Origin of the sequence: Flavobacterium sp. ARAG 55.4, from assembly GCF_051846875.1 — a bacterium.
Taxonomy (GTDB): Bacteria; Bacteroidota; Bacteroidia; order Flavobacteriales; family Flavobacteriaceae; genus Flavobacterium; species Flavobacterium plantiphilum.
This window is the reverse complement of the sequence record NZ_JBPYCT010000005.1, coordinates 147,022-160,850: the sequence shown is the minus strand read 5'-3', so window position 1 is coordinate 160,850 and position 13,829 is coordinate 147,022. Positions and strand designations below refer to the sequence as shown.

Genomic DNA, 13,829 nt, shown 5'->3' with positions numbered 1-13,829 from the left:
TTACTTTTTAATCATTTTATAGGTTTTTACACCATGAGCAGGTATATCCTTAGCTGTAAATAATTCTGAGAAATTTCCAATCACTTCATTAGTCCAAAGATCAACAAATTGATACGTTCCATCCCAATATTCCCAATGAAAGTAAAAATCCAAATCTCTTGGTTTTTCTCCTAAATTGAAAAATGCGATGTATCTTTCTTTACCATCAATGGATTCTGCAGTCCAAATGCGATCTTCCCGTTGCATCCCTTCGTAAACAAAATTGGCCACTTGATGATTATTAATACTATTTTGATCAATAGTGATTAAATTTGTATTGCTGATCATCTCAAAATCTTCAGACTTACTCGACAAAGGATCACCACCCCAAATCAATGGAGATTTTGCAAAACACCAGAGCGTCATTAATGTTTTTTGTTCCTCTTTATTTAATCTAGAAAAGTGTTCTGTTTTGTCACCACTTTCTTCTTGCAATGGATAGTCTCCAATACACAAATTCCCTATTGGAATCATATCTAAATCTGGCCAAGTGCCTTTGTTTATTTGTGGTTGCCATGCATAAGCCAAATCAAACATATGAGCTACACTTTTCCATTTGTCCCAAAAATCAATAGAAATACGATACATATTTGCGTTATCTTGTAAATGATTAGCATAACTCACCATTGTTTCACCACAAGACAAACTCAACACCATAGGACGACCACAAAGATCGATTGCTTTTCGGATTAATTCAATTTCTTTTGAATGGTATGTTGGAGCCGAAATATCATCCACTTTTACAAAATCGACACCCCATTCGGCATACAATTCAAACAATGAATTATAGTATTCTTGTGCGCCTGGTTTAAAAGGATCTACACCGTACATATTGTTATTCCATTTACAAGTATCTTGCAATTTAGCAATATCCCTTGCAAAATATTTTGAACTCTTAATGGGAGTATTTTGGGATACTGCTTGACGAGCAATTCCTCGCATAATATGAATTCCGAATTTCATTTTCTTACTGTGAACATAGTCACTAATTGATTTGAATCCATTATCGTTTTTTGCCGAAGGAAAACGATTTACTGCTGGTAAAAGACGACCAAATTTATCCATTGTCATTATGGGAGAAAAATTACCTTTACTATCCTTTTCCTGTTTTAAAGGAAAAGTTTTCCAATTCTTCACATTCCACCCCTTTGGTCCCGGATTAAACCAACAAAAATCTATCGTGGCAACATCATATCCAACTGGTAACAATTTCTTTTCTAAGACATCCACAGCACTTAAAAATTGTTTCTCCGTAACAGCACCATGATAGGCATCGTAACTGTTCCATCCCATGGGTGGTTTTTCTACCCAAGACTTAAATTGTTCTTTATTTACTTGACTTTTTTCTTGACTATAAACGCTGTTCAATGAAAACAAACCTATTGCAAAAACAAGTATTAATGACTTATTATAAAGTCCCATAGCTCTTTTATTAAAATTCACATTGACTGCAACAGCCCTAAAAATAGCAACTCCAATTCCTATGGAGTATTTTATACTTCTATCCCTCACTTGTATTTTTTTTATAATTAAAATATACTTATTTATACTAATTTTAATTGAAGTAACTTTTCTGCATTCAATTTTTCCCAATTTATAGCGTACAAATAGGCTCCCTTTCTAGAAACTATTTTATCTTTAATATTTAACTTAATCATACAATCAAGCGCTGATATTTTTCTAATAAAATTTCTTTTATCAATTTCTTTAGAATAAATTTGTTCATATAGTTCATGAAGCTGTTTGATTGTAAATTTATCAGGAAGTAATTCTAAAATGATAGGAGAAAACATCCCTTGATTTTTTAACCTAACAATTAACAAATTAATTAATTTAAGGCAGTTATCTTTACAGTACGGTAAATCATTAATTGGAAACCATTTCCCAAAAGAACTATTCATTAATTTTGAATTGAATAATTCCTTTGTAACTAAAGAGAAATACGTTAATTTTAAAATATTTTCATTTAGATAATGATTAAAACTTTTTTCAGTTACAAGTTGATGTACTGATACATTATCAATATTGACTTCTCTCTTTAGCATTTCTTTTACCCCTTCAGTCAGGGGCTTATTTATGTCAATACTCCCTATCATAAAATTCCAATTATCAACTCGATTTTCTGATACCAGAAAAACTTCCAATTGATCATTATGAAAACTTAACAACACACAATCGACTACAAATTTTACTGTACCAAAAGTCTTGTCGTTATTTATCATTTTTAATCTGTTTATTTATTCCACTCTATGTCTTAAACTACTAACATTTTCCTTTAATATCTCTGCTATCCCATTTAATTTACTGTCTCTATAAAAAACTTCATTTTATCTTTTCTACTTTTAATAACTCGACTACTTGTTTAAAAACATTCTCCCCTGTAAAACCAAATTTCTCATCCAAAACCGTTGCTGGAGCTGAATATCCGAAATGGTCTAAACCAAACACTTTCCCATTTGCGCCTACCAATCCTTCAAGGTTTATTGGCAAACCTGCTGTTAAACCAAAAGTGGGTTTATTGTTTGGAATGATACTCTCTTGATATTGTTTTGATTGCAATCTAAATAGACCTTCAGAAGGCACTGAAACTACTTTTGCTTTTATGTTTTCCCTTTCCTCTAACAATTTTGCACCCTCGATAAGTGTCGCTACTTCTGAACCATTAGCGATTAAAATCACATCTGGATTTTCTACATCAATAACTGCATATCCTCCTTTATTTGATTCTAAAGCTTCCGAATAACGTGTTTTTGATATTGCTGGTAAATCTTTTATTCCTTGACGCGATAAGATTAAACCTGTTGGAACTTTACTATTCTCCATTGCCATTTTCCAAGCTACAGAGGTTTCTGCTGAATCTGCAGGTCTTAAGGCTAAAAAGCTAGGGTTTCCACTATGGTTTTTTAGTTTTTCCAATAAACGTATTTGAGCTTCTTGTTCAATGGGTTGATGGGTAGGACCATCCTCACCTACTCTAAATGCATCATGTGTCCACACATATTTAACTGGCAATTCTTGTATAGCACTTAATCGAATCGCTGGTTTCATATAATCCGAAAACACAAAAAAAGTTGCCACAACTGGTATAACACCACCGTGTAAAGCAATACCGTTAGCAATAGAAGCCATTGTTAATTCGGCTACACCTGCTTGTAAAAAAGCTCCTGAAAAGTCATTCTTTTTTAGCGCATGTGTTTTATTCAAAAACCCATCCGTTTTATCACTATTAGACAAATCCGCAGAGGAAACAATCATGTTCTCCACTTTTCCTGCTAAATACCCTAATACATTTGCAGAAGCTGCTCTAGTTGCTAATCCTGGTTTATTAGTTACCGATTCAAAATCTAATTCTGGTAAATCTCCAGCAAGAAAGCCCTCAAGCTTATTTGCTAATGCTACATTTAGAGTTTTCCAATTTTCGATTACTGCTTTTTTAATTGCTGCTTGCTTAGTTTTTCTAACTAAAATATCAGCATAAAATTCTTCAACATCACTATATTTTGCAAAAGGATCTTCAATATTAGCTCCCAAATTTCTTAATGTTGCTTTAAAATCTGCTCCTGTATGACCTATTGGTTGACCGTGTAACTCACAATGGCCTTCCCAATTGGCTCCCGTTTCAGTAACACAACCTTTACCCATAATCGTTTTTCCAATAATTAGGGTTGGTCTTTCTTGTTCTTGATTAGCTATAGTTAATGCTTTTCTAATAGCATCATGATTATGTGCATCAATAGTCAACACATTCCATCCCCAAGCCTCATATTTTTTAGCAGTATCCTCAGAGGTTACTTCCGCTGTCATTGTTGAAAGTTGTACATCATTAGAATCATAAAACATAATAAAATTGTTCAATCCTAAATGTCCTGCAATTCTTCCTGCTCCTTGGGAAATCTCTTCTTGTACACCCCCATCAGATATAAAACCATAAATTTTATGATTCATCCAATTTCCAAATCGGGCAGCTAAAAACTTAGCCGCGATAGCCGCTCCAACACCCATAGTATGCCCCTGTCCTAATGGTCCTGAAGTATTTTCAACTCCGCGTAAAACATCAACTTCAGGATGTCCTGGTGTCACTGAACCCCATTGTCTAAAATTTTTAATATCTTCTTTTTCATAATTGCCTAATAAATAATATTGCGCATATAATAAAGTAGATAAATGTCCCGCATCCATAAAGAAACGATCTCTAAATGGCCATGACAGATCAGAAGGGTCAAAATTTAAAAATTCTGAATATAAAATATGCATGAAATCTGCGCCTCCCATTGGTCCGCCTGGATGACCTGAATTGGCTTGTTCTACCATTGCAATGGCTAAAGCTCTAATATTATCTGCTGCTCTTAAATTAATATTATTCATTTTTTCTATTCTTACTTTGATATTAAATACATTTTAGCACCATGAGGAGCTACTTTTTCTGTAAAGCTTTTGGTGTAATTACCTAGGTTTTCCTTTTTCCATAAATCCCTAACTACAACTTCATTATTACAATTCACATCTGCAAAATCCATAGTGATTTCTCGTTCTACATCAGAAATATTGAATAAGGCGAAGTAAATTCCTTTCTCGTTTTCGGCAATCCAAATTTTTTCTTCATCAGATGCTTTTAACAATCGATTATTCCAACTATTTTGATTGACTTCAAGTACTTCCTCATTTGTAATCAACCCAATAGTAAAATCAGCTGTGTTTGGTAAATTTCCACCAAACATAAGTGGTGAACGAAACATAGACCACAATGTCATTACAGTAACTTGCTCGTCATTAGTAAAGTTCGAAACACGATTAATTCCACCTGACTCACCTCGTGGTAAATCACCTAATGGGAGCATATCTGCATCAGGCCAATGCCCTTCTTTGATAAAAGGTGCCCAAATTGCACAACGATCCATTTGCATTTTTAGAGAACCCCATTCGTCCCAAAAATCTGCTGAAATTCGCCATAAATTTGTATGATTTCTTAAATGATTAATGATGGTGGTTTCTGGCCCTCCAGGAGAAATACTAAAAACAATATCTCTTCCTGATTTATCTATTGCTTTGGCCATTGCCTCTACATCATCAATTCGATACGGAGAACCCTCACCCGTAGGTGAACCACTGCTTCTGTGAACTTCAGACCAAGCATTTATATCATCGGCTTTGATATAATCTACTCCCCAACTTGCATATAACTCAAAAATAGAATCATAATACGCTTGTGTTTCAGTTTTTGAAAAATCTAATGTTCTTAGACTGTTAAACCATGGGCATCTTTCTCTATTATAAGAAATCTGATCAGCTGTAACGTTTGTTCCTTTAATCTTTGATTTTTGCTGTACTGCTTGAACTGGTATACCACGCATGATATGAATTCCAAATTTCAAACCTAGACTATGAATATAATTAGCCAATGGCTTAAATCCTGCTCCATTAACCGATGATGGGAAACGAATAGGATCAGGAATTAACCTCCCATATTCATCAATAAGCTGCGGGATATTCTCCGTTTTATAGTTATGATTATCAATTTCCGGTCCGTACCAACCTAAATCTACTACCACATATTCCCAACCAAATTGTTTCAAGTTTTTTGCTATAAAATCGGCATTATTTTTTACTTCCTCTTCCGTAACATTAGTCCCAAAACAATCCCAACTATTCCACCCCATAGGTGGCTTCAATGCTCTATTTGCTATTTTTTTATTCATTTCCATAATTTCATTTTATACTATTACCGAGAAAAAAATGATGATAAATACTAAAATTAAAACGCATAACAACCACCACGTAAAGATTTGATTATACCATTTATTCCCTAATCCTTCTCTTAATGCTTCTCCTTTTATATTAAATACTAAATCATTCCCTATTAAATTCTCTCCTTCTTTTGAAGTAATAAAAGCAGATATAATACAAACCAACATAGAAAACAACCATGTAATGAGTCCTTGATTTGCGAATGGTTTTATAAAACTTGCAATTGATGAAGTATCATTAGCCCAAGGACCAAATTCTAAGAATTTCAATAAACCGGCCATGGCAAAACCGGCCACAATTGTGATTAGTGCATCTTTACCATTCACTCGTTTCCATAACATACCCAAAAGAAAAATTGCTGAAAATGGAGGAGCTATAAACGTATATAAGGCTTGAATTAAGATAAATAAATTCACTTTTGTTACCGTAGCTAATAAAATGGCAAAACCAACAGATACTAATAAAAATATAAGTCCTGAGACCTTTCCTATTGAAATATAATGATCTTCGGATTCATTTTTCTTATAAATATCTTGATACAAATCCATGGTGAACATGGTTGAAGTAGAATTTAATACCGAACTTACTGTAGATTGAATAGCTCCAAAAAGTGCCGCTAATAAAATCCCTTTCATAAAGGTAGGTACCAAGATGTTAATCATTACAATATAGGTCTTGTTAGCTTGCTCACTTTGAAAGCTCCAATCCGTTGAACCTAAAAACTCAGGTTTCATAGCAAAGAATATCAATCCAGGAATTACTACTATTACTGGTAATAGTAATTTTAAAAATGAAGCTAGAACCATACCTGCACGTGCATGATACATATCTTTGGCAGCAAATATTTTTTGAACCATGGTTTGATTTACCACAGTGTACCATAAACCAATATAGAAGAAACTAAAGACCCAATGAGTCCAAGGATTTGAATAATGATTTAAGGGTTGAATGACTGACAATCTATTATAAGAATCTCCTTGCTGGGCTCCCTTTAAAATATTTGGAACATTTTCATCTATCCATTCTTTAGCCCAAGTTACACCTCCAGAATTCACATCAATCATTTTAGAAAAACCAGCAACAATTCCGTGACCGTCTCCTAAATAAGTTAAACCTAGAACTGTAACTGTTAATCCTCCAAATACCATAATCAAAATGGTTAGAACATCCATAAACGCTACCGATTTTAATCCGCCCCAAATGGCCCAACCTCCAGTTGTAATTCCAATTACAAAACAAGCTACAATGGGACTTAAATTAAAAAACTCAACTAAAATCAAGCTACCACCATAAATAACTGGTCCCATAAAAGCAAAGACATTTGCTAAAATAGAAACGACAGCAAAAATTATTCGCACACTTTTGTTGAATCGTAATTCTAAATATTCAGGTGTTGTATATACTTTTGAAGTCAATAAATAAGGTACAAATAGCCAAATTAAAAATGTAAAAGCGATAACAGTACTCCATTCACCTGTAGCCACACTAATACCATATATAACTGCGGCTCCAATGAGTCCTATGAAATGTTCTGTACTAATATTAGCCGCGATATAGGAGCTTCCAACTACATACCAAGGCAGCGTTCTACCCGCCAAAAAATAATCAGAAGAACTTTCATCTTTTTTACGTCCGTACCAATATCCTATAAAACTTAATAAAACAAAGTATCCAAAAAAAGCAAAATAATCCCAAAAAGACAATGTAAAAACAGTATTACTCATTTTAGTTTGTTGTTTTTAAATTTGTTACAAATTCATTAGTTGTTAATTTTAATTGATTAACATCAGTCAAAATACCATTAGTTGCAATTATATTTTTTAGCTTAATATTATCGATATTGCTATTTCTATTTTCACCTAACAATTGCTTACCTATATCGTTTATTTTAGCATTGACAGTAATGTTTTCAAGAATCATATTTCTAAGCTTACCTCCTCCAGCTCCCTGATAATTAGACTCACCAATTTCAATATCAAATAAATTACCATGACATAATTTTATATTTTTAAAAACCAAATTATGTATGTCAGCACTACCACCATGACGAGCAGCTATAAATGCCTTATTTGTTCCAGTTAAACTGACAGCATTTTCGACTAGGATATCTTTTGCATAACCTTTACCATTCCAAGTGAGCATAATATCAGCACCATTATTATCCAATCCCCAAAACACAACGTTTTTAATTTTAATATTCGAAACCGAAACACCTGTGAGTTCATTACTTCCATCCCATTGAATATTATCATCACCATTTTCTTTATCATATAAGCCAGTAATACAAATACGGTCGTCATTACTAGCTATAAAGCAATCTTCCACAAGGACATTAGTACTATAAGTGTGTATTCCGTCATTATTATGTTCTCCATACCCACATAGTTTCACATTATTAATCTTTACATTTTTACAATTTGCCACCTCTAATTGATAACTTGGGCTACTTGTTATTGCCACTCCATCAATTTCAATATTTTGAGAATCAATAAAAACAACTCCTAACCAGTCCGCATCCCATTCTTGTTCTCTTTGCTTTTCATTAGGTGAAGACTCTTCAGCATGCGAAACAAAGGATTGAGAAATAATACCTCGTCCAATTATTTTTACATTCTTTTTATTTTTAGCTTTGATAGTTGCTTCTAATACAGCACCGCCTGATACATAAACCGTATGGATTCCATTCACAAATGGATCCCAAGCTTGCCCATACTGATGTACTCCTGGTTCCAAATACAAAACGCCTTTAGTTCCCTTCTTCGGAATATTAGTTTCTGGCTTTTCTGCGCTTATGATAAATGTCTGTTCTTTTCCATTCACCAGCGCAGTTACTACAAATTTTTCAGGCTTGTCTATGCTCAAACTCAAACTATTTGTTTTATCGTTAACTGTAAATCCTTTTCTTTCAGGAAGTATTTGCCAATTTGATACTTTTCCATTAAGAGCACTCACTTCGATTGTGACTGTTTTACTCATAGAAAAATTCACATAAGAAACTCCATCATAAGAAACACTTTTGAGTTGCTTTACATGTTCGTATTGATCCGCTATTTCGCGAGTATGATATACATATGCGTCTTGTCCATCTACTTTAATATTGAACATTTTGGATTCCGAAAGACCTTTAACTTTATCAATGTTTTTAACAGAAGGATACAGGATAACTTCCCCATCATCTTTTAATGAAGTCTTAAATGAATTACTGTTAAAACTAGACATGCCAAAAAAACAAAAGCCACCCAACATTAGACATCCTAATGTTCTTTTTGTTTTAGATAAATAAACGCGAGTACTGAAAAATTTGTTTCTCATTTTTACAAATTATTAATGAATACAACAAAATTAGATTGTCAACTCCCCTTTATCATTGCTCAAACGTATAGATATTTAGCTCTTTTGTCTATTATATCAAAACATATATAATTAATTAATGATTACGGAAAGGCTTTTTTAATTTTAGTTACCATTTGTATTTTATAAATTATGATACTATTTCAAATAAGTACTTTAAAAGTGATTTTATAAAAAAAGGACTAACTCTTTTTAAAAGTTAATCCTCTTATTACGCCATTTGTTATATTAAAACTTACTTGTTCTAATTTTGAATACTATTACCTATTTTTTTATATTCAAATTTTTGACAAACTCTGAAGGTGTTACACCAAATTGTTTTTTAAAACTTTTAGTAAAATGAGATTGACTTTGTATCCCCACTTTATCCATTACCTGTACAATATTCATATCTGTACTGGATAACAATTGAGCTGCTTTTTTAAGACGAATTTCTCTAATTAAACCACCAATAGATTCTGAAGTCACTTCCTTGATTTTTGCATACAATTTTGTCTTACTTATACCTAATAAACTACATAATTTCACTACATCAAAATCAACATCTTCAATATTATTATCTATGCAGTTAATTACTTCTTTCAAAAACTCATCTTCTATATCTCCCTTAACACTTTTTCGAGCTTCCTCAAATGTATTTTCTATGGTTGTTTCTTTTAGCTGCTTTCTTGTTCGTAACATATTTAAGACTGTAAGATGCAATACTTCCATACTAAAAGGTTTAGCTATATAAACATCTGCACCTGATTGTGCTCCTTCAATTTGACTTTCTACATTAAATTTTGCTGACAATAGAATAAATGGAATACCTCGAAATTGAACATTATTTTTCACTTCTTTACAGAAATTCACACCATCCATCAAGGGCATCATAATGTCACTAATAATGATTTGAATTTTATGTTTCTCTAGTAATTCTAATGCCTCGATTCCATTATTTGCTTCGATAATTTTAAATTCTTCTTCAAAATGATCTTTCATAAAGCTTCGGAGTTCCAAATTGTCCTCTACTAATAAAATTTCTGGCTTTGTAAAGTTTTCATATAAATTAACTTTACTATCCGTTATTACATTTTGTTTATCATCAAATGGACTCAAAGCGCTTTTAGACAACATTACCGAATTTTTAGCATCATCACTTTGAAAAACTTCCTCATAATTAATATAGGGTAATTCAAGTATAAATTGTGTACCAACATTTTCTTTACTATAAACATAAATATTAATATGATGGATAGTAGCTAGACTACGCACCAAGGTAAGCCCTATTCCTGATCCTTGAATTTCTGAATCATTATCAGCTTGAAAAAAGCGATCAAAAATATGCTCTAAAGCTTGTTCGCTGATTCCTTTCCCTGAATCCTCTATTGATAAATAGACATATGATGGAGCTTCATAATCACTTTTAATCTCACAATAATTCGTTAAGTTACTATTTGCTTTTTCTTTTTCTAATGCTAATTTTATACTTATTTTTCCCTTATTTGGAGTAAATTTTAGTGAGTTTCCTAATATATTAAAAATGATTTTTTCTAATACTGCTTTATCAAACTGAAATTTCTTTATAGGTAATTTATTTTCAAAAATCAATTCAATAGATTTATTTTCTGTCGTTGCAATAAAAGCTTCTTCTATTTCATTTAAAAAAGGTACTATTTCATTTAACTTAGCATTTAGTTTATATGAATTTGAATTTATCTTTCGATAATCCACCAGTTCATTAATTAACCTTAAAAGCCTAATAGCATTTTTATACATTAACTGATAATATTTCTCTTTTTTATATTCATTAATCTTGTCTTTATTAAGTAATTTTTCCAGCGGATTTAAAATTAAAGTTAAAGGTGTTTTAAACTCATGCGATATATTTGTGAAAAATTGAGTAGTTAATTGAAATAATTTTTCTTTTTCTTGTTCGTGGATTTTTGATACTTCATAATCATTTTTCAATTTAAACCATCTAATAATCAAATAATAGCTGAAAAATAATCCACATATAAAAATTAAAACATATAAAAAGATGGCGAAATTAGTAAACCACCAAGGTGCTAAAACAGTTATTTTCAAACGTTTGATTTCCTTTGACCAAACACCATCATTATTTGTCCCCATAACTTCAAAAACATAGTCTCCATAGGGTAAATTTGAGTAGCTTGCTTTTCTATCATTAGCATCAGCATCAATCCATTTTTTGTTATAGTCTAACAATCTATATTTGAAATGATTTCGATTAGGATTTCCATAATGTAAGGATGAAAATTGCAATTGAAAATTATTTTCTAAATGATTTAATCTTATTTCATCGATAGAATTAATCGATTGATTTAATAATATTTCATTTTTTTCATTGAGTTCTCCAATTGTAACAATTTTATTATTTACGTATAAATTTGTTAATACTACTCTTGAATTGTAATTATTAACTTTTATATTAGAAGGTATAAAGAAATTAACTCCCTCTGTACTTCCAAAATAAAATCGACCACTTTTTCCTTGATATGCTGATCCAACTTTAAAGCTATTTCCTACTAATCCATCATCTTTATCAAAGTTAGTAAACTGTTTCTTTGTTATATCAAACTTAGAAAGACCCTTACCTCCAAGCCACAAATCATTATTTTTTTTATCATACAAAATGGTTTCAATATCCGTTGAAGGCGCACCTTGATTTACCGAAAAGGTTTGAGCTTTATAACCTAATTTTAATTTATTATTAAGAGTTATTCTGTTCAATCCTCCTCCCAATGTTCCAATCCATAATGTAGAATCATTTTCACGTATGATAGGCCACACCCAATTTGAACTAATAGTATTTACAGTTGTTTTACTACCTAGATAATGCAAAATTTTACGAATTGTTCCATCTTCATTCAAAAAGATATGATTCAATCCATTATCTGTACCCACAAACACTTCGGGATAAAAATCATCTGCATAAATAAATGTTATTACATTCGAGGAAAGACCATAGTGACTTCCTTGTTTTTTGAAAATTTTCTCAATGGAATAATTTTTACTATCACTATACTTAATTCTATTTAAACCGTTTTGCCAGGAACCTGCCCAAATATTACCAAATTTATCTTTAGCAATACTAAATATAATCTTGTTAGAAAGGAACTTATCGCCTATTCCATTATCTGAAATTCTAAAAAAAGAATTCGATTCTTTTGAAAAAATATTCAAACCATCTACAGTTCCTACCCAAAGTCGCTCTTTATTGTCTAAAGCAAGAGATCTAATCTTATTAGAAGAAATACTTCCTTTATTATTTTCAGAATGAGTAAAAGTTTTTATACTTTTTGTTTCAAAATTGTAATAGTTTAATCCTGTTTTTTCAGTACCTAACCAAACATTTCCACTACTATCTTCTAAAATAGCTCGCACATAATTTTCCGAAATTGTTGTTGATGATTTTAATTCATGCTTTAAACTATTAAATCGCTTTTGATTTAAATCAACATAGCTAACTCCTCCATCATAATTAGAAATCCACAAACATCCCGATTTATCTTTTAAAAGCCCTATTACAGAACTAAATGATAAATTTGAATTATTTTCATTAAAAAAATTATATTTATAAGCTGTACCAACAAGTGTTGCTTTAATTAATCCAAGTGTACTTCCAATCCAATAATTATTATCTAAACCTTTTTCGAACGTGTTTACAAAAAAACCATTATCAATTCCATCTTGTAAACTTATTTTAGGGTAATTAATTTTATAAAAAGATGCAGAAACTGTTTGTTGTTTCTTAGTATCAAATATGGAAGTGTTTGCTTTAAGAAAGCCATTTTCAGTTCCTAAAAGCAAATAATTATTTTCCTTGGTATACAATCCTGTAAAAACAGAATAGATAGTGTCTCCATTTGAAACTACAATCTTCCTAAGTTTTATTTTACCACTAATGTTTTCAACAAAAAACAACCCTCTGCTTGTAATAATCCATTCTAAACCATTTTTATCAGATTTCATATCTAAAAAAATGGTGTTTTTAGGTGTATTGTTTAAAAATATTTCAGTAAGTATGATTTGATTTCCGGAAGAGAAATCAATCGAAAAAACTTTTAGATAATTATTAGACAAAACATATGCTTTTCCGGCATTAGAAATATAAATAGAATTTATCTTTACATTACTTAATGTAGAATTATCGTTTAATTTCCATTTGAGGTTCAAAAATTTCTCTTTCTTAATATCAAAACATTCAATTCCACCCTGTGTAACTAACCATAATAAATTATTTTGGGGAACTATTTTAACTATTCTATTTTTATATACACTTTCAAATGGAGAGTTTCTATTGATAAATGTTTTTATCTCATACCCATCAAATCTATTTAATCCTCCTAACGTACCAAACCAAATAAAACCTCCATTATCTTGAATTATAGAGGTAACATCAGAATGTGCCAATCCATCATCAACAGATAACCTGTTGAATCGTAAGGCTATTTCTTGAGAAAAAGACAGTTGAAAAGCAAATAAAAGCCAGAAAAAAAACACTACTCCTTTTTTAATCATTTTAAAATAGTTCAAAATTTACAAAATCGCTAATAATCATGTTACAGTTGCTCAAATACTGTTAAACAAAGTTAATCCTTATGTTAAATTAAATTTAGCGTTTTTAGTTCGAACTCTTGCTTTTTTGTTTTAATTCAATGAAATTCCTTTTAAAAAAAGTGCTTTAGGAG

General features: G+C 31.2%; 7 protein-coding genes. All 7 read right to left on the bottom strand.

Annotation, left to right across the window (positions count from 1 at the left end; translation table 11 throughout):
• Window positions 1–1,551: an alpha-galactosidase gene (locus ACSV4D_RS08080; RefSeq protein ID WP_439227803.1), complete on the bottom strand. Its 1,551-nt coding sequence runs from the start codon at window positions 1,549–1,551 to the stop codon at window positions 1–3.
• 32 nt (window positions 1,552–1,583) lie between these two features.
• On the bottom strand, window positions 1,584–2,261 hold the full coding sequence (locus tag ACSV4D_RS08075) for an NrtR DNA-binding winged helix domain-containing protein (RefSeq protein ID WP_439227802.1): 678 nt from the start codon (window positions 2,259–2,261) through the stop codon (window positions 1,584–1,586).
• A gap of 100 nt (window positions 2,262–2,361) precedes the next feature.
• Entirely contained in the window at window positions 2,362–4,404 is a 2,043-nt protein-coding gene (locus ACSV4D_RS08070; RefSeq protein WP_439227801.1) for a transketolase family protein, read from the bottom strand.
• A gap of 11 nt (window positions 4,405–4,415) precedes the next feature.
• Window positions 4,416–5,696 carry a glycoside hydrolase family 27 protein gene (locus tag ACSV4D_RS08065; RefSeq protein WP_439227800.1) on the bottom strand — a complete coding sequence of 427 codons (1,281 nt, stop codon included), beginning with the start codon at window positions 5,694–5,696 and terminating at the stop codon, window positions 4,416–4,418.
• Between the two features lie 54 nt (window positions 5,697–5,750).
• Complete coding sequence (locus ACSV4D_RS08060; protein WP_439227799.1) at window positions 5,751–7,508, bottom strand: SLC5 family protein; 1,758 nt, start codon at window positions 7,506–7,508, stop codon at window positions 5,751–5,753.
• A 1-nt stretch (window position 7,509) separates the two neighbouring features.
• Window positions 7,510–9,096: a hypothetical protein gene (locus ACSV4D_RS08055; protein ID WP_439227798.1), complete on the bottom strand. Its 1,587-nt coding sequence runs from the start codon at window positions 9,094–9,096 to the stop codon at window positions 7,510–7,512.
• 303 nt (window positions 9,097–9,399) lie between these two features.
• Window positions 9,400–13,659 (bottom strand): hybrid sensor histidine kinase/response regulator transcription factor, encoded by a 4,260-nt coding sequence (locus tag ACSV4D_RS08050; RefSeq protein ID WP_439227797.1) that lies wholly within the window; start codon window positions 13,657–13,659, stop codon window positions 9,400–9,402.
• Window positions 13,660–13,829 lie beyond the last annotated feature (170 nt).

Bases quoted from the DNA above. Each gene is read 5' to 3' on its own strand.
- ACSV4D_RS08075 (WP_439227802.1), bottom strand. From the start codon at position 2,261: ATGATAAATAACGACAAGACTTTTGGTACAGTAAAATTTGTAGTCGAT.
- ACSV4D_RS08070 (WP_439227801.1), bottom strand. From the start codon at position 4,404: ATGAATAATATTAATTTAAGAGCAGCAGATAATATTAGAGCTTTAGCC.
- ACSV4D_RS08065 (WP_439227800.1), bottom strand. From the start codon at position 5,696: ATGGGGTGGAATAGTTGGGATTGTTTTGGGACTAATGTTACGGAAGAG.
- ACSV4D_RS08060 (WP_439227799.1), bottom strand. From the start codon at position 7,508: ATGAGTAATACTGTTTTTACATTGTCTTTTTGGGATTATTTTGCTTTT.
- ACSV4D_RS08055 (WP_439227798.1), bottom strand. From the start codon at position 9,096: ATGAGAAACAAATTTTTCAGTACTCGCGTTTATTTATCTAAAACAAAA.
- ACSV4D_RS08050 (WP_439227797.1), bottom strand. From the start codon at position 13,659: ATGATTAAAAAAGGAGTAGTGTTTTTTTTCTGGCTTTTATTTGCTTTT.